A 17,234-nucleotide genomic window follows, 5' to 3' on the forward strand; every position below is an offset into this window, starting at 1 on the left:
ATGTAGTAATAAACACAACATTTTCTCTAAATACAGATTGCTACTAGTGGTCGTATCGGGCCATCAGTAGGATAGGCCACCTTCCAGAGCCGCATTACAGCCAAGCTCTTGCATCGACGCCCCAAGGAACATAAATGGACCGCGTGCGAAATTTACTTGAACAAATCAAAGGCCGCCTCGAAGAGCTGAACAAAGCCGAGCGTAAAGTGGCCGAAGTGATTCTGCAAAACCCGCAGCAGGCGACGCGTTTCAGCATCGCGGCGCTGGCGCAGGCCGCGTCGGTCAGTGAACCGACGGTCAACCGGTTTTGCCGCTCGTTTGGTGTCAGCGGTTACCCGGAGCTCAAACTGCAACTGGCGCAAAGTCTGGCCAGTGGCGCCGCCTATGTCAGCCGCGCGGTTGAAGCCGACGACAACCCTGAGGCCTACACACAAAAGATTTTCGGCAGTGCCATCGCCTCGCTCGACAGTGCCTGCCAGGCGCTGGACCCCAACCTGATCAGCCGCGCCGTGGACTTGCTGATTCAAGCGCGGCAGATTCACTTTTTCGGGCTGGGTGCCTCAGCGCCCGTAGCACTGGATGCACAGCACAAGTTCTTTCGCTTCAACCTGGCCGTCACGGCGCATGCCGACGTACTCATGCAGCGCATGATTGCCTCGGTGGCCCACACGGGTGAGTTGTTTGTGATTATTTCTTACACCGGTCGTACCCGCGAACTGGTTGAAGTGGCTCGTATTGCACGGGCCAACGGCGCCTCGGTATTGGGACTGACCGCCGAAAATTCGCCACTGGCCAAGGCCAGTACATTGAGCCTGAATATCCCGCTGCCCGAAGACACGGACATTTACATGCCCATGACCTCGCGCATCATCCAGCTCACCGTGCTGGATGTGCTGGCCACCGGCATGACGTTGCGCCGTGGCGTGGACTTCCAGCCGCACTTGCGCAAAATCAAGGAAAGCCTCAACGCCAGCCGTTACCCCGTGGGGGATGAGCTGCAATAGTGCCCACTGTGTCGCGGCGTCCGGCGGCGTAGCGTCGCAAAACCGACGATCAGGCGCTGCACAGCCCCGCCCGCGCGTGCAGGCTCAAGTGCGCTTGCTCGCCGGGGGCCAGGCTTTGCTGGCGGGTGCTGCCGCTGGTGGACTCGACACACACAAACCCCATCACCTCACTCCAACTGACGCCCAGCAACGGCCGTCTGCCGGGATGCCAGACCACGGTGTTGGCGTTGTCTCCCGTATCAATACTCAAGGCCCGGTGCCAGGCGTGATCGTTGAGCTGCATTTCACCGTCATGCTGGAACACCCGCTGACAACCGCCGTCCACCCGCAACTCGCCTTTTTGCTCGCAAGCTTCGCGGTTCAGTTGGTCATAACCGATCACGCCATCCAGCCCAGACAGCGCTACCTCGGCAACATCACCAATACGCCAATAAGCGCGCAGCGCCTGACTCATTTGGCAGGGCTCGTCGTCCTGATGCTCGGTACTGAGGCGCAACTCCATGCTTTCGCCCAAGCGCGCATGCAAATCCACCTGCCAATCGCACAGCGTTAAACGCCAGTGCAGGCTCACGCCCTCTTCATCTGTTTGACTGTCCAGCAGCTTCCAGTCGATCAACCGTGCCCAGCCATGAGACGGCCACGCATTCTCGCTCGGATGACGGCCATACCAAGGCCAGCAAATCGGCACCCCGCCCCGAATGGCACCCACCTGCGGCCACTTCTCGGCGCACCACAGCCACGGTTTTTGACCGGTTGGCTTGAAGTGCAACAGTTGCGCACCTTGACGGCTGAACACCGCCTGGCAATGCGGATGGTTAATCACCAACACGTCACGCTGCTGAAAGCGCTCCCATTGGAAGATCGGCTGTTCTCGTTTGAATTTAAAAAATCGATGAAGCGGATGCTCGTGCATGTGCCGCAATCCTGAAAATCATGCGTCGGGTAGTGCCGACCCGAAAAAAAGCGGATAGCCCGGGCTACCCGCTAGAAAAGCAAGGAGCTTAGCGCACTTAGAACGTCGACTGAATTTTCAGACCGGCCACCAATGCGTTATCAACCTTGTCCACACCACCTGGGTGCGCGATGTACTGCAAGTTTGGACGCACTGTCAGCCAGTTGGTCACGTGGAAGCCATAGTTAAGTTCGTAGTTGTACTCGGTGGAGCGCAACGGCGAGTACGACGCGTCGCTGTAGTCGGTGACACCGATCGAGGCGTTGATCAGCTCGGCGCTTTTCTTCACGTCATCGTTGACGTGAATACGGGCGGCACCGATGCCGATGTCATCTTTGGGGCGGGCGTCGAACGGACCTTTGTACACCAACATCAGCGACTGGTAGTTGTCGACGATATTGGTGGCCTTGTCGTGGAAGGTGGCGTTGGCGGCGATATGCAAGCCGCGCGATGCATCACCGTTGTGCGTGGTGAGTTGCTGCTGCACCACGAACCAGTAACCGTGCTTGCTGTCACGTACACGGTAGTCTTTGCCGGTGCTGGTGATGTCGACACTCACGTCGTCGGCAGGCGCCGTGCTTTTGTAGTAACCGACACGGTATTCGCCCGGCAGCTCGTTGACCTTCGGCGACCACACCAGTTCTACCGGCAGCACCGTGCCCTTGGTACCGCTACCACTGAGCTTGAAGCCGTTGCCGTGCTCAAGCTGCGACGGGTTCTGGTTGTACGCGCCGATCTGTGCATAAAGCTCGGGGGTGATGTTGTACTTCACCCGCAGTGCCGCCTGGCTGACCGGCCAGTTGTACCAGATGTTGGTGGCCCAGTTGCCCACCTGAGAACCACAGAACGCCAGGTTCTGGAACTCGCAGGGGAACGTGTTGAAGTCTTCGCCTTCGCCGAAGTAACCGGCCTTGACGTCCAGCTTGCCGTCGAGGAACTGATGCTGGATCCACAATTGGGTCAAACGCACCATGTGCCCACGGCCGTAGACTTCCTGGGAGGAACTCAGGGTGCCCGCACGCGGATCGCCCACGCGGTCGTTGGAGATGTTCTGGCCATTACGGTTGGTGAGCTGGATTTTGGCCTGGGTGTTATCCCAGCCCCACAGCTTTTGCAGGTCGAGCGCCACGCCCAGACCGAACTGGTCGCTGTAGCGCGCCGTCTTGTCGTTGTTGTAACCCCCGTGCAGGTTGGCACCCATTTCACCGACGTAATCGGCCTTGATGTCGATGCCCTGCTCGATCAGCCTGGTCCGTTCACCGCCCCAGTCGCCGGTCATCCATTTCGAATCAGCGCTGAAAGCGTCGTCGGCATAGACACTGCTTGCCCCCAGTCCTAACGCAACAATAGCTGACAGCTGGCAAGCCAGACGGGTGCGGGTCATTCTGTTGTTCATCCCTTGGATCCTCGTTGTTTTTTATTGGCTTTGTTTAACGCGGCACCGCTCAAAGAGCACCTCAAAACAGGCTCCCTGTACAGAATCAACGACCCTTGAAGTGCGCCACGTTATCCGCCCGGCTCTGGGCCTGGGGCGAACTCATCGCACCCAGACGCTCGCCTGTGTTTGCATCAAACAGTAGCACTTTCGCAGGATCGAACTGCAAATTGAGACTTTCGCCCACGTGAGGCGCGTCATCCGGAGCCAGACGGCAGCACACTTTGCTGCCATTGAGGTTCACAAACACCAGCGTGTCCGGGCCGGTGGGCTCCACCACCTGAACTTCGGCACGAAGGGTCGGCAACCCGTTCGGCTCAGGGCTCGCCAGCACGATTTGTTCGGCGCGGATGCCGATGATCACGTCACGCTCTTCAAGGCCCTCGTCGCGCACGCCTAACGGCAACTCACAACGCGCCTGACCACTGTCGAGCAGCGCCAGCAGGCGTCCTTCCTGGCGCTGCAAACGCAGCGGGATGAAGTTCATCGGTGGCGACCCGATAAAACTGGCGACAAACAAATTGGCCGGATCGTTGTAGATCTGCTTCGGCGTCCCGAACTGCTGAATGATCCCGTCTTTCATCACCGCCACTTTGTCGCCCAGGGTCATGGCTTCGATCTGATCGTGGGTGACATAAACCGTGGTGGTCTTCAGGCGCTGGTGCATCAACTTCATTTCGGTGCGCATCTCGACCCGCAATTTGGCGTCGAGGTTGGACAGCGGTTCATCAAACAGATAAATCTTCGGCCGCCTCGCCAGCGCCCTGCCCATCGCCACCCGCTGCTGCTGGCCACCCGACAACTGCCCCGGCTTGCGCGTGAGCAGGTGTTCGATTTGCAGCAGCTTGGCCACCCGCGCCACCTCTTCATCAATGGCGGCGGTGCTCATCTTGCGGATCTTGAGGCCAAACGCGATGTTGTCCCGCACGTTCATGGTCGGGTACAGCGCGTAGGACTGAAACACCATGGCGATGTCGCGATCCTTGGGGCTCATGCCGCTGATGTCAGCGTCGTCCACCAGAATCGAACCACCGCTGATGCTTTCAAGCCCGGCGATGCAGTTCATTAAGGTGGATTTACCGCAGCCCGAAGGCCCGACCAGAATCAGAAACTCGCCGTCGTTGATTTTCAGTTCAATGTTTTTCAGCGTGTCGGGCAAACCTTTGCCGTAGGTTTTGTTGACGTTGCGTAATTCGAGCGTTGCCATGCCTTACCCCTTGACCGCGCCGGACGTCAGCCCGCGCAGGAAATACTTGCCCGCAAAAATGTAGACCAGCAGTGTCGGCAGCCCGGCAATCATGGCCGCGGCCATGTCGACGTTGTATTCCTTGGCGCCGGTGCTGGTGTTGACCAGGTTATTGAGCGCCACGGTGATGGGCTGCGCGTCGCCACTGGCAAACACCACGCCGAACAGAAAGTCATTCCAGATTTGAGTGAACTGCCAGATCAGGCACACCATGATGATGGGCACCGACATGGGCAGCAGAATGCGCCCGAAGATCGTGAAGAACCCTGCGCCGTCGAGCCGCGCAGCCTTGACCAGCGCATCCGGGATGCTGACGTAGTAGTTGCGGAAAAACAGCGTGGTGAACGCCAGCCCGTACACCACGTGCACCAGCACCAGGCCGGTGGTGGTGTTGGCCAGCCCCAGCTTGCCGATGGTGAACGAGGCAGGCAGCAAGACCGTCTGGAAGGGCAGGAAGCAGCCGAACAACAGCAGACCGAAAAACAGCTGCGAGCCGCGAAAGCGCCACATCGACAGTACGTAGCCATTCATGGCACCGATGAAGGTGGAGATCAGCACGGCAGGGATCGTAATTTTGACCGAGTTCCAGAAGTACCCGCCCACCGTGTCCCACGCCTTGATCCAGCCAATGCCATCAATCACTTGCGGCCAACTCAGCAGGTTACCGGTGCGAATGTCTTCCGGGCTTTTGAAGCTGGTGAGCAACATCACCACCAACGGCACCAGATACACCGCCGCCGCCAGGATCAATGTGGCGTAGATGGCCAAACGACTGAAGGTCAAACGCTGTGCGTTAATCATGGCGTTTATTCCTCAGCTCGGAGTACAGATAAGGCACAAGAATCGCCAGAATCGCCCCCAGCATCATGATGGCGCTGGCCGAGCCAACGCCCATTTGCCCACGGCTGAAGGTAAACGAATACATGAACATGGCAGGCAAGTCAGACGAGTAGCCCGGCCCGCCTGCGGTCATCGCCGACACCAGGTCAAAGCTCTTGATGGCGATGTGCGCCAGAATCATGAACGCGCTGAAAAACACCGGGCGCAGGCTCGGCAAGACAATGCGCAAATAAATGGTCGGCAAGCTCGCGCCGTCCACCTGAGCGGCACGAATAATCGACTGGTCCACCCCGCGCAACCCGGCCAGAAACATGGCCATGACAAACCCCGAGGCCTGCCACACAGCCGCGATGACCAGGCAGTAGACCACGCGATCCTGGTCCAACAGCCAGTCAAACCGAAACCCTTCCCAGCCCCAGTCACGCAGCATTTTGTCCAGCCCCAACCCGGGGTTGAGCAACCACTTCCAGGCCGTACCGGTGACGATCATCGACAGCGCCATCGGGTACAGGTAAATGGTGCGAATGAAGCCTTCCTTGCGAATACGCTGATCGAGCAGCACCGCCAGGAACACGCCAATCACCAGGCTGATCGCGATAAACATGCCGCCAAACACGGCCAGGTTTTTACTCGCCACCCACCAGCGATCGTTTTCCATCAGGCGTGCGTATTGCTGCAAACCCACCCATGTGTAGCTGGGCATGAAGCTGGAGTTGGTAAACGAAAGCAGGAAGGTCCAAAAGATGTAGCCATAAAAGCCAACCAACACGATCAACATGCTGGGTGCCAATACCAACTTGGGCAACCAGCGTTGCAACGCGTCAAACGGCGAGGCTTTGTGGAACACAGCCACAGCGCTCATCGAAATTCTCCCGCAAGGGTGTGTCGGCATTCGCTTGCGCAAATGCCGGACGATCCGAAATTAAAGGAGCCGCGCGAGCGCGGCGGGTATCAGACAATCACCGGGCAGACTTGATCGCCGAGGCCAGTTGCTTGCCGGCTTTGGCCGGGTCGGCATTTTTGTCGCTCATGAAGTTGGTCACCACGTCAAAAATCGCGCCCTGAACGGCCAGAGAAGTGGCCATGTTGTGCGCCATGCTTGGCAACTGACCTTTCTCACCTGCCGCAGCAAAGTCGTTGGCGGACGCTTGTGCGCAGCTGTCGAACGTGCTCATGTCCAGGTCATTGCGAACCGGAATCGAGCCTTTGTTCTGGTTGAACACGTACTGGAACTCAGGTTCAAGCGCGACTTTGGCTAAATCGTCACGCGCGGCATTGTTGCCGGGGGTGTCGTTCTTTTTGGCCAGTTTGAACATCGCCAACGAGTCGATGTTGTAGGTGAAGCTGCCTTGAGTGCCCGGAAATGGCACGCACTCATAATCAGTGCCGGCTTTTTTACCCGCCGCGGTCCATTCACTTTTCGCCCAGTCACCCATGATCTGCATGCCCGCTTTGCCGTTGATGACTTTGGCGGCTTCCAGGTTCCAGTCCTGACCACTGCCATCGGGGTCCATGTAGCCCTGAAGCTTTTTCAACTGAGTGAACACCTCAGTCATTTGCGGGCCGGTCAAGGTGGCCTCATCGTTTTCGACAAACACTTTTTTGTAGCCTTGCGGGCCCATGATGCTCAGCACCATGTCCTCAAAGACCGTGCTGTCTTGCCACGGCTGCCCGCCGTGGGCCAACGGAATGAAACCTGCGGCCTTGAGCTTGTCACCTGCGGCATAGAGTTCGTCGAGGGTGGTCGGGGCTTTGTCGATACCGGCTTTTTTGAACGCTTGCGGGTTGATCCACAACCAGTTCACGCGATGGATGTTCACCGGTACGGCCACATAATGGCCATCGAACTTCATGGTGTCAGACACCGTCTTGGGCAGCAATTTGTCCCAGTTGTTACTCTTGGCGACCTCATCCACGTTGGTCAGCAGGCCCAGTGCGGCCCAGTCCTGAATGTCCGGCCCTTTGATCTGCGCAGCCGAAGGCGGGTTACCGGACACCGCACGGGTTTTAAGCACGGTCATGGCCGCAGCACCGCCGCCGCCTGCCACTGCACTGTCTTGCCAGGTGTAACCGTCTTTTTCGATCAGTTTTTTAAGGACATCGACAGCTTTAGCTTCGCCGCCCGACGTCCACCAATGCACCACTTCAACATTGCCTTGGGGATCGGCTGCATAGGCATTGAGGGGAAGTAGCGAAGCGAGGGAAATAACAAGGGCGAGGCGGTTGAATGCATTCATCGAAGGACCTTTCTTGTTGTTATGACTGAGCAAGTCTGTTGCTTGCGCTTACAAAGAGTCTACCCACCTGTCGGGAGGCTCATGTAACGAAAAGACGCTCATTTGTCACCACTCAGTGACAAAACTTCCACGGTTTTCGCCAGCACTATTTATTCTCCTGCAAGTGGTGAAATCGGATACATCCCAGAATTCTTGCTATCAAACCTGTAAAGCAATTTCCGCATTACCTGTAGGACGCATCCCTAAGTCGTTTTCCCACGTTGTACACGCAAATTACTTCAGCGAATCTGTTGAACATCGTTACAACTTATGAACGGATGCCGACGCCCATCAGGAGATACACGCCATGTCCAAATGCAATCCTTTCCTGCCCAATCAACACTTCATTTACCCCCTCAAACATCAAAACGGAGAGATATACGCGTGGAAAGTGGATATTCAGCGCTCTGGCAAAGTGCATATTCAAGTTTTTGAGATCAGTGAATATGGCAGCGAAGAAGCCGCATTACTGGCGGCCGAACGCGTGCGTAATCAGTGGGTGCTGAAAATGCCCCTGTCCTTTAGCTACGAACACCGCCAGCGCCTGATGCCCCATAACACCAGCGGCCATCCGGGGGTTTATCGGATTCAATCAAACAACATCGAGTACTGGCGAGCGACCACGCGTATTCATGGCTACAACTTGAGCAAGAGTTTTCGCATTGATCGCTACGGCGACGAACAGGCCAAACTCATGGCGCTACAAGAACGCGAGCGCCAATTAACGTTGTGCAACGAACCGTATGAAGTGGCCATGGAAAAGTTACAACAGCACTTCAGCCAAACCAGTGCGCGCGTGCGTGAAAACCGCATCAAAGCCGCCATGATTAAAAAGGCGCCAGAACCCAGCGTCGAGCCATCGCCCAACCCGTTTCTGGAGCCGCTACTGCCCATTAGCGCCGAACAGGCCAGCTTGTCGATCAGCCGGCACTTGGCGGCCAACAGTAAAGAAAATACCCACTGATGAGGCGCACACCGGTCACTCATTCCACCACGCGCGGTAAAAACAAGGTCACCCGCAAGCCGCCACGGCGCAGGTTTTGCAAACTGACCTCGCCGCCGTGGCTATGCGCAATATTGCGCGCGATCCCCAACCCCAGACCATAACCCTGCTGTTGCCCTGAGAGCCGGAAATGCGGCTCAAACACTTGCTCCAGCCGCTGCTCGGGCACCCCAGGCCCTTCATCGTCTACGTGCAGCACAAACGCGTGCGCGTCATCTTCGATCAGTAAATGCGCGTTGTGGCCGTATTTGAGCGCGTTGTCTATCACGTTGCCCATGCACCGGCGCAGCGCCAGCGACTTGCCTGCATAGGGCCAGCGTGCACGCCCGGTGAGTGTCACGCGGCCATTACCGTGTGGGAGCACGTAAGGCTCAATCAAACAGTCGAGCAACAGATTCAGGTTCACCGGCTCGATGTTTTCGTGAATATCGGTGTCTTTTACACATTGCAGCGCGCCTTTGACCAACAGCTCCAACTCATCCAGATCGCGACCGAACTTATGTTGCAACTGCTCGTCTTCAAGCAACTCAACCCGCAGACGCAAACGGGTGATGGGCGTGCGCAGATCATGGGAAATAGCACTGAACAGTTGGCTGCGCTCCGTCAGGTAGCGACTGATGCGCGCACGCATGGTATTGAACGCCCGTGCGACTTCCACCACCTCACTGCCACCGCCGATTTCGATGGGTTCAACCTCTTCCTCACCCAACGACAAATCCCGCGCAGCCCGCGCCAACCGCTTGAGCGGGCGGCTTTGCCAGTGCACCAGCAAACCGATGGAAAGCAGCAAAAAAACACTGCTCAGCGCAATGAACCACAGTTGCATGGCCGGCAGCCCTTCTTCTTCCAGGCTGGTATAGGGCTGGGGCAGCAGTGAAGCGATGTACAGCCATTCGCCAGGGGCCATCTGGATTTGCGTCACCAGCACCGGCGGGTTGACAGGTTCCAGGGTCAAGGCAAAGTGCGCCCAGGAGCGTGGCAGTTCATCGAGTTTTAGCCCTGCGTTGAAAATACGCAGGTCTTGGGGGCTGACGAACTTGACCGACATGTCGACATCCGGCCCCAGCGATTTACGCAGGACCTGATCCACTGCACGGATCACAGCTTCCTTGCGCTGCGTGCTGGGCAATACCTGCATCTCCAGGGGGCGCTCATTGAGGCTTACGACAAACCGCGTACCGCCCATGCTGCGCATTTGATCGAGTACCAACGGTCGATAGGCCAACGGCAGGGAACGCAAGTAACTGACCGTGGCATTCATCGAGTGCGCCAGGCTGCGGGCACTGGTCACCAGCCCCTCAAGTTGCGTGGCGCGCAATTGTGAGAGCCAGATCACGCTGGATAACGTTTGCGCCAGCAAGATGGCCAGCAACGTGAGCAGCAACATGCGCCCCAGCAACGAACGGGGCACACGCACTTTGCGCAACCGCTTAATGGTCATGCCCGTGGCTGACCTCGGCCGCCAATTGATAACCGCTGCCGCGCACGGTACGAATCAGCCGTGACGGTTTTTCGGTGTCACGTAGGCGTTGGCGCAAACGGCTGACGGCCATGTCGACGATGCGGTCCAGCGGCATCAGGTCACGTCCGCGCGTGGCATTGCCGATGGTGTCGCGGTCCAGAATTTGTTGCGGATGATCGAGAAACAGCTTGAGCAGCGCAAAGTCGGCGCCCGACAGAATCACTTCTTCGCCATCGGCATGGAACAGCCGGTGGGACACGGTGTTCAGGCGCCACGCGTCAAACATCATAATCGGGTTGCCGCCCTCCGGGCTGACACTGGCAAATTGCGCACGCCGCAATAACGCCTTGATCCGCGCTTGCAATTCACGCGGGCTGAAGGGCTTGCCGAGGTAGTCGTCTGCCCCCCATTCAAGCCCCAAAATCCGGTCGGTTTCGTCGGAGCTGGCAGTGAGCATGATGATGGGCGTCTGGGCACAGCGCGGATGTTGCCTGACCCAACGGCACAAACTGAAACCGTCCTCGTCGGGCAGCATCACATCCAGGATCAATAAGTCGCTGGGGGCCTGTTCCAGTGCCTGCCGAAACCCCGCTCCCTCACCCACGGTGCGCACCTGAAACCCCGCCCGGGTGAGATAGAGATCAAGCAGTTCGCGGATTTCCTGATCGTCGTCGACCAGCAAAATGGATTTGCCCAGAGCACTCACAGTGGCGTTCCTTATTGTTTTTATTGATCAAACAAACAACCGTAGACGGATTACGCCTCCTGGCCAAATGCTTGTTGCAATGCCACGCCTGCGCCCATCAAGCCCGGATACGGCGCCGTCACCAGCCACACCGGAATGCCATTAAGGTAATCGCTCATGCAGCCTTTATCGGCAAAGCTTCGGGCAAAACCGCTGGCCAGAAACAGATCGGCAAAACGCGGGATCACGCCACCCACGATGTACACGCCGCCGCGCCCGCCCAGGGTCAAGACGTTATTGCCCGCCACGCGTCCCAACCAGCAACTGAATTGCTCCAGCACTTGACGCGCGACTGGATCACCCGCCAGCGCTGCGCCCGTGATGGCGCGATCGCTGTCGAGTACCGGTGTGTGACCCTCCACCGCGCAAATAGCACGATAAACACGCGCCAAGCCGCTACCACTCAACACCGACTCCGCGCTGACATGCCCGATTTCGTTGTAGATGTGCTGCCATAACTGGACTTCGCGCGGGTTACTCATGGGCAAGTCGACGTGGCCGCCCTCCCCCGGCAAGGCCATCCAATGCCCTTCGCCCAGATTGAGCAAAGTGCCGACGCCAAGACCCGTACCAGGGCCGATCACCACAGCAGGGCGCGTCGGCTCAGCGACACCGGCACACACCTGACGCACATCCTCAGGCTGCAAGCGCGTCATGCCGAGCGCCATCGCACTGAAATCGTTGATCAACAGCAGGCGATCAACCTCAAGCGTGCGGCAAAACGCCACGCGGCTCAGGCGCCAGTGATTGTTGGTAAAGCGAAACTCATCGCCACTCACCGGCCCCGCGACCGACAGGCACACCGCACCCACACCCCCTAATGGCAGGCCCAACCCGTGCAGATAGACCGTGATCGCGTCTTCGGGGCACGCATAGTCGGCAGTGGCCAACACACTGACTGAACGCAACTGGTCGTTTTCCCACAATGCAAACCGCGCATTGGTGCCGCCAATGTCACCGACCAAAGCTAACTTCATTTGAGGTTTTCCAGAGACGAGGTGAAGGTGCTGGCGCCCTGTTCAGCCGAACTGAAGGCCTGGCGCATAAACGCAAACAACTCACGCCCGGTGCCCACCGCGTTGCTCAAGGTGCCGACGGCCGGGGTGCGTGCGGCGAATTCTGCCTCATCCACCAACAGTTGCAACGTGCCTTTGACGCCGTCGACACGAATCATGTCGCCATCCTGCACCCGCGCCAGTGCGCCGCCGATGGCCGCCTCGGGGCTGACGTGAATCGCCGCCGGGATTTTGCCGGAAGCACCCGACATGCGCCCGTCAGTAATCAACGCTACTTTGAAGCCACGGTCCTGCAACACACCCAGAAAGGGCGTCATCTTGTGCAGTTCAGGCATACCGTTGGAGCGCGGCCCCTGAAAGCGCATCACCGCTACAAAGTCGTGCTCCAGCTCCCCAGCCTTGAACGCATCGGCCAGTTGCTGCTGATCCTGAAAGACCCGGGCCGGGGCTTCGACGATTTGATGCTCAGGTGCAACCGCCGAGACTTTCATCACCCCGCGCCCCAAGTTGCCCTCCATCACCCGCAACCCGCCTTCGGGCGAAAATGCACGGGCCACCGGGCGCAGGATACTTTCATCGAGGCTTTCAATCGGGCCCTCGCGCCACACCAACTCACCGTCCACCAGGAACGGCTCTCGGGTATAACGGCTCAGGCCGCGACCGGCCACGGTGTTGACGTCTTCATGCAGCAAGCCAGCGTCGAGCAGCTCACGAATCAGGAACGACATACCGCCTGCCGCCTGAAAGTGGTTGATGTCGGCTTTGCCGTTTGGATAAACGTGGGACAAGGTCGGCACCACCTCGGACAAGTCGGCCATGTCTTGCCAGGTCAATTGAATACCTGCCGCTTGCGCAATCGCGGGCATGTGCAGCGTGTGGTTGGTCGAGCCACCCGTGGCGTGCAAGGCGACGATGGAATTGACCAGCGAGCGCTCATCCACAATTTCACCCAGCGGGATGAAGTTGCCGCTTTGTTTGGTCAGACGCGTCACCTGATGAGCCGCCTCGCGGGTCAGGGCATCGCGCAATGGTGTGTAAGGATTAACGAAAGAGGCACCTGGCAAGTGCAAGCCCATCACTTCCATCAGCAGTTGGTTGGTGTTGGCAGTGCCGTAGAAGGTACAGGTGCCGGGGCTGTGATAGGACTTCATCTCGGATTCGAGCAGTTCTTCGCGGCTGGCTTTGCCTTCGGCGTAGCGCTGGCGCACATCGGCTTTTTCTTTGTTGGAAATACCCGATGGCATGGGTCCGCCCGGTACAAAAATCGTCGGCAGATGACCAAAGCGCAACGCGCCCATCAGCAGCCCCGGTACGATTTTGTCGCAAATGCCCAGCATCAGCGCGGCATCGAACATGTTGTGCGACAGTGCCACAGCGGTCGACAAAGCAATTACCTCACGGCTCAGCAAGCTGAGTTCCATGCCCGCCTCGCCTTGCGTCACGCCATCGCACATGGCTGGCGTGCCACCGGCGAATTGCCCGACCGAGCCCATTTCACGCAGGGCTTGCTTGATTTGCTCGGGAAAGTGCTCGTAAGGCTGATGCGCCGAGAGCATGTCGTTATAAGACGAAACAATTGCCACGTTGGCGGCATTCATCAAGCGCAGGTTGTTTTTATCGTCAGTGCCACATCCGGCCACGCCGTGGGCGAAGTTGGCACATTGCAGCTTGCCGCGTTGCGGGCCGTCACTGGCGGCGCCGCGAATGAGCGTCAGGTATGCCTCACGGGTAGCTCGACTGCGGGCAATAAGACGCTCGGTGACTTCAAGAACGCGGGGATGCATGTGTTGAACTCCAGGCTAACGGATGTGGCGACCTGTGCGTGTCCTATGCTGATCGAAGGGCCAGACACGCAACTTCGATCATTTGGACCCGTTGATTCAGGTCACTCGTTGTAGATAAAACAAAATATTGCCACCAAAATGGCTTGTTTTCTATTTCTATGCGAATAATCTTGTAATTCCAACAACAAATCGATGGCAGGCGCTTTCCATGACTCTACGAATCGCAATCAATGGTTTTGGCCGAATCGGCCGTAACGTCCTGCGCGCACTGTATACCCAAGGCTACCGCCAGGACTTGCAGATCGTCGCCATCAACGATCTGGGTGACAGCGCTATCAATGCTCACCTGCTCAAATACGACACCGTTCACGGCACCTTCGAGGCCAGCGTTGAACACGATCAGGAAAGCCTGACCGTTAACGGCGACCACATTGCTGTCACAGCCATTCGCAACCCGGCCGAACTGCCGTGGGCCGCGTTGAAGATCGACGTGGTGTTCGAATGTACCGGTTTGTTCACCGAACGCAGCAAGGCTGCGGCGCATATTAGCGCTGGCGCACGCAAGGTGATCATCTCCGCACCGGGCAAAAATGCCGACGCCACAGTGGTGTACGGCGTGAACCACGACATTCTGCGTCAATCGCATCAAATTATTTCCAGTGCATCGTGCACCACCAACTGCCTGGCACCGATCGCGCAAATTCTGCACCGCGAGCTGGGCATTGAAAACGGCTTGATGACCACCATCCACGCCTACACCAACGACCAGAACCTGACTGACGTTTACCACACCGACCCGTACCGCGCGCGTTCGGCCACGCAGAACATGATCCCGAGCAAAACCGGTGCCGCTGAGGCCGTGGGCCTGGTTCTGCCGGAACTGGCCGGTAAATTGACCGGCATGGCAGTACGCGTACCGGTGATCAACGTGTCGCTGGTCGACCTGACGGTTGAGCTCAAGAGCGAAACCACTGCGGCGCACGTCAACGCGCTGTTCAAAGAGGCCAGCCAGCATTCCAGGGTCTTGGGCTACAACAGCCTGCCGCTGGTCTCGAGCGACTTTAACCACAACCCGCTGTCGTCGATTTTCGATGCCAACCACACCAAAGTCAGCGGCAAGATGCTCAAAGTGCTGGCCTGGTACGACAACGAATGGGGCTTCTCCAACCGTATGCTCGATAACTGCCTGGCGCTGTGCAACGCGGAGTAACGCGATGATCGGCATCAGCTTCACGACGGCCACCCTGGCGGCGCGCAAGCGCATCGCCCTGGTGGCCCACGATCACTGCAAAGGTTTTTTGCTCGATTGGGCCGAACGCCACAAAGCGACTCTCAGCCAACATGACCTGTGCGCCACGGGCACCACCGGTTTGTTGCTGGGCCAACGATTGGGGCTGCCCGTCGAAAGCATGATCAGCGGCCCCTTGGGCGGCGATCAGCAAGTGGGGGCGCGCATTGCCGAGCAACAGGTCGACATGCTGGTGTTTTTTTGGGACCCGTTCGAGCCGCAACCTCACGACCCGGACATCAAGGCACTGTTACGCGTGGCTGCCGTGTGGAACATTCCCGTGGCGTGCAATGAATGCAGTGCCGATTACCTGCTCAGCAGCCCGTTGATGAGCGAGACCCACCCACACCGCATTCCGGATTACAGCGCGTACTTGAAGGGCCGCGTGTAAACACGTCCTCCACTGCGCAATCACTGGCGCAGCCATCATCAAACCAGCGTTCACTCGACGCTCGCGCGCGATCAGACGACGCCTTCGACAGAGGTTACGGGGTGGGGCGCGCCACTCAAATGCGCGCTGGCGAAAACAGCACTTGACCAAACATACAGATGATAAGCATTATCATTTGCTCAAAATCGGTCTGGTAGCACTGTGAGTCAGTCCCACTTCAATCAAGTCTTCCTCACGCAGCGGGTCATCCTGTTGCGCACCTTGCAGCGCATGGTCAATAACCCAAGCACCGCCGAGGATCTGTTGCAGGAGACGTACCTGCGCGTGACCCGAGCCTTGAGCGAACGCACGGTTGAACACCTTGAGCCATTTGTGTACCAGACCGCACGCAACCTGGCGCTGGACCATTTGCGCGCCCGACGTATCCAGTCGCGTACGGTGCTCGAAGACGTGCCCATCGAGGTGATCGAAGGGGTCGCCTCCCCTCTCAGCACCCCGGAAGAAGCCCATCAAGCCGCGCAATTACTGGAGCGTTTGAGTGTGAGCCTGAGCCAGTTAAGCGCGCGTCAGCAGCGCATTTTCATCCTCAGCCGCCTGCATGGTTGCAGCTATCAAGAGATCGCCGAAGAACTTGACGTGTCACTGAGTACGGTTCAAAAGGAACTCAAATTGATCATGGCAATCTGTGTCGGGGTAGCCGAGCGACTGAATCGGCCTTAACCTTTACGGGATGTACCCGTAAGCAAGATCCGATTTGGCCGCATCGCGCCCAGGATTCCACGACGTTGAACACGACCGCACCCCAGATTGCCAAGGAACACCCGTGAAGGACACTCAACCCCCTGCGGCGCCAAAAGTGGCACACGACGTTCTGCAAGACAGTGCCATGGATCAGGCGCTGGATTGGCTGATCGTGCTTGAGTGTGCCGACGATGGCGAAAAAGCAGCGTTCCAGGCGTGGCTCAAGGCAGATCCCGCCCATGCGCAAGCGTTCGCCAAAGCCAATGACGTGTGGAACGGCCAACCGTTGATTGAAGCGGCACAAACCCTCAATACCCCTCGCGCACCCAGCGTGATGCGGCGCATCGCCCGCCACTGGAAACACTTGGCCACAGCGGCCGTGCTGGTGCTCTGTGTAGGCGGCTACAACAATGTGCCGCTGCGTTTGCAAGCCGATCACCTGACCGTGGTGGGTGAGCGCCAGCGCCTGCAACTCGAAGACGGCTCCAAGGTGCTGCTCAACACCAACTCCGCGTTTTCCAGCCGCATGGTCAACGCCCAGAGCAGCGCGCGCCTGTATCAGGGCGAAGCCTATTTTGAAGTACCGGCCAATCTGGAATTCCCCCTCGTACTCGAGGCCGGCCCGGTGCGAGTCAGCGTGCGGGACACCGCGTTCGCCGTGAGCTACCTCAATGGTCAGGCACAAGTGCGCGTGCAACGGGGCGATGTCGATTTACGCATGAGCAGCGTCGGCACCCAGATGCGCTTGTCCGCGGGCAACAGTGTGAGCATTGGTCCCAACGGGTTCGGACAACCGGTCAAGCTCAATCCGCAAACCGACCTGGCCTGGGTTCAAGGGCGCCTGGTGTTTGAAAACTGCCCGATGGGCAAGGTGCTTGAAGAAGTGCGGCGCTACTACCCCGGCTGGATCGTCAACAACAATGAGCAACTGGCCAGTGTTGCGGTCACTGGCAACTACCGCCTGGACCAGCCGCTGGACATCGTGCGTTCGCTGGCCCACATCACCTCTTCCAGCCTTTCGGAATTCCCGGCGCTGGTGATTCTCAATTAA

General features: G+C 58.2%; 16 protein-coding genes. 6 read left to right on the forward strand and 10 right to left on the reverse strand.

What is annotated here, in order from left to right; genetic code table 11:
• Positions 1 to 143 precede the first annotated feature (143 nt).
• The gene (locus GYN01_RS17430) at positions 144 to 1,004 is read left to right on the forward strand and encodes a MurR/RpiR family transcriptional regulator (RefSeq protein ID WP_173426974.1); all 861 of its coding nucleotides are present in this window, start codon (positions 144 to 146) and stop codon (positions 1,002 to 1,004) included.
• 49 nt (positions 1,005 to 1,053) lie between these two features.
• On the opposite strand, the gene GYN01_RS17435 is transcribed toward GYN01_RS17430, so the two are convergent.
• The 6 genes from GYN01_RS17435 to GYN01_RS17460 all read right to left on the reverse strand — a co-directional run bounded on the left by GYN01_RS17435 (position 1,054) and on the right by GYN01_RS17460 (position 7,714).
• On the reverse strand, positions 1,054 to 1,917 hold the full coding sequence (locus GYN01_RS17435; protein ID WP_048363439.1) for a D-hexose-6-phosphate mutarotase: 864 nt from the start codon (positions 1,915 to 1,917) through the stop codon (positions 1,054 to 1,056).
• Positions 1,918 to 2,014: 97 nt separating this feature from the next.
• Positions 2,015 to 3,352, reverse strand: a complete 1,338-nt coding sequence (locus tag GYN01_RS17440) for a carbohydrate porin (RefSeq protein ID WP_203307523.1) — start codon at positions 3,350 to 3,352, stop codon at positions 2,015 to 2,017.
• 85 nt (positions 3,353 to 3,437) lie between these two features.
• Positions 3,438 to 4,598, reverse strand: coding sequence for an ABC transporter ATP-binding protein (locus GYN01_RS17445; protein ID WP_048363437.1), 1,161 nt, complete (start codon positions 4,596 to 4,598; stop codon positions 3,438 to 3,440).
• A gap of 3 nt (positions 4,599 to 4,601) precedes the next feature.
• Positions 4,602 to 5,438 carry a carbohydrate ABC transporter permease gene (locus tag GYN01_RS17450; RefSeq protein WP_048363436.1) on the reverse strand — a complete coding sequence of 279 codons (837 nt, stop codon included), beginning with the start codon at positions 5,436 to 5,438 and terminating at the stop codon, positions 4,602 to 4,604.
• Positions 5,431 to 6,339, reverse strand: coding sequence for a carbohydrate ABC transporter permease (locus tag GYN01_RS17455; RefSeq protein ID WP_048363435.1), 909 nt, complete (start codon positions 6,337 to 6,339; stop codon positions 5,431 to 5,433). The genes GYN01_RS17450 and GYN01_RS17455 overlap by 8 nt, the downstream gene beginning before the upstream one ends.
• Before the next feature lie 97 nt (positions 6,340 to 6,436).
• Positions 6,437 to 7,714 carry an ABC transporter substrate-binding protein gene (locus GYN01_RS17460; RefSeq protein WP_048399913.1) on the reverse strand — a complete coding sequence of 426 codons (1,278 nt, stop codon included), beginning with the start codon at positions 7,712 to 7,714 and terminating at the stop codon, positions 6,437 to 6,439.
• Positions 7,715 to 8,060: 346 nt separating this feature from the next.
• On the opposite strand from GYN01_RS17460, the gene GYN01_RS17465 reads away from it, so the two are divergent.
• Positions 8,061 to 8,717 (forward strand): AP2 domain-containing protein, encoded by a 657-nt coding sequence (locus tag GYN01_RS17465; protein ID WP_048363433.1) that lies wholly within the window; start codon positions 8,061 to 8,063, stop codon positions 8,715 to 8,717.
• A 19-nt stretch (positions 8,718 to 8,736) separates the two neighbouring features.
• Here the strand turns inward: GYN01_RS17465 and GYN01_RS17470 are convergent, their stop codons facing one another.
• From GYN01_RS17470 to edd, 4 genes are read right to left on the reverse strand one after another with little or no spacing between them, the layout of a single operon-like run.
• Entirely contained in the window at positions 8,737 to 10,197 is a 1,461-nt protein-coding gene (locus GYN01_RS17470) for an ATP-binding protein (protein ID WP_238936302.1), read from the reverse strand.
• The gene (locus GYN01_RS17475) at positions 10,187 to 10,924 is read right to left on the reverse strand and encodes a response regulator (protein WP_048363431.1); all 738 of its coding nucleotides are present in this window, start codon (positions 10,922 to 10,924) and stop codon (positions 10,187 to 10,189) included. Before GYN01_RS17475 ends, GYN01_RS17470 begins: the two co-directional genes overlap by 11 nt.
• A gap of 50 nt (positions 10,925 to 10,974) precedes the next feature.
• Positions 10,975 to 11,940: a glucokinase gene (locus GYN01_RS17480; protein WP_203307524.1), complete on the reverse strand. Its 966-nt coding sequence runs from the start codon at positions 11,938 to 11,940 to the stop codon at positions 10,975 to 10,977.
• Positions 11,937 to 13,763 (reverse strand): phosphogluconate dehydratase, encoded by a 1,827-nt coding sequence (gene edd, locus GYN01_RS17485; RefSeq protein ID WP_048363429.1) that lies wholly within the window; start codon positions 13,761 to 13,763, stop codon positions 11,937 to 11,939. The genes GYN01_RS17480 and edd overlap by 4 nt, the downstream gene beginning before the upstream one ends.
• A 208-nt stretch (positions 13,764 to 13,971) precedes the next feature.
• Here edd and gap point away from each other — a divergent pair, with 208 nt between their 5' ends.
• The 4 genes from gap (at position 13,972) to GYN01_RS17505 (ending at position 17,234) form a co-directional block, all read left to right on the forward strand.
• Complete coding sequence (gap, locus tag GYN01_RS17490) at positions 13,972 to 14,973, forward strand: type I glyceraldehyde-3-phosphate dehydrogenase (protein ID WP_048363428.1); 1,002 nt, start codon at positions 13,972 to 13,974, stop codon at positions 14,971 to 14,973.
• A 4-nt stretch (positions 14,974 to 14,977) separates the two neighbouring features.
• Positions 14,978 to 15,442, forward strand: coding sequence for a methylglyoxal synthase (locus GYN01_RS17495; RefSeq protein WP_048363427.1), 465 nt, complete (start codon positions 14,978 to 14,980; stop codon positions 15,440 to 15,442).
• A 201-nt stretch (positions 15,443 to 15,643) separates the two neighbouring features.
• Positions 15,644 to 16,162 (forward strand): RNA polymerase sigma factor, encoded by a 519-nt coding sequence (locus tag GYN01_RS17500; protein ID WP_048399923.1) that lies wholly within the window; start codon positions 15,644 to 15,646, stop codon positions 16,160 to 16,162.
• 166 nt (positions 16,163 to 16,328) lie between these two features.
• Positions 16,329 to 17,234 (forward strand): FecR family protein, encoded by a 906-nt coding sequence (locus GYN01_RS17505; RefSeq protein WP_082149345.1) that lies wholly within the window; start codon positions 16,329 to 16,331, stop codon positions 17,232 to 17,234.

Origin of the sequence: Pseudomonas weihenstephanensis (genome assembly GCF_016812185.1) — a bacterium.
Classification (GTDB): Bacteria; Pseudomonadota; Gammaproteobacteria; order Pseudomonadales; family Pseudomonadaceae; genus Aquipseudomonas; species Aquipseudomonas weihenstephanensis.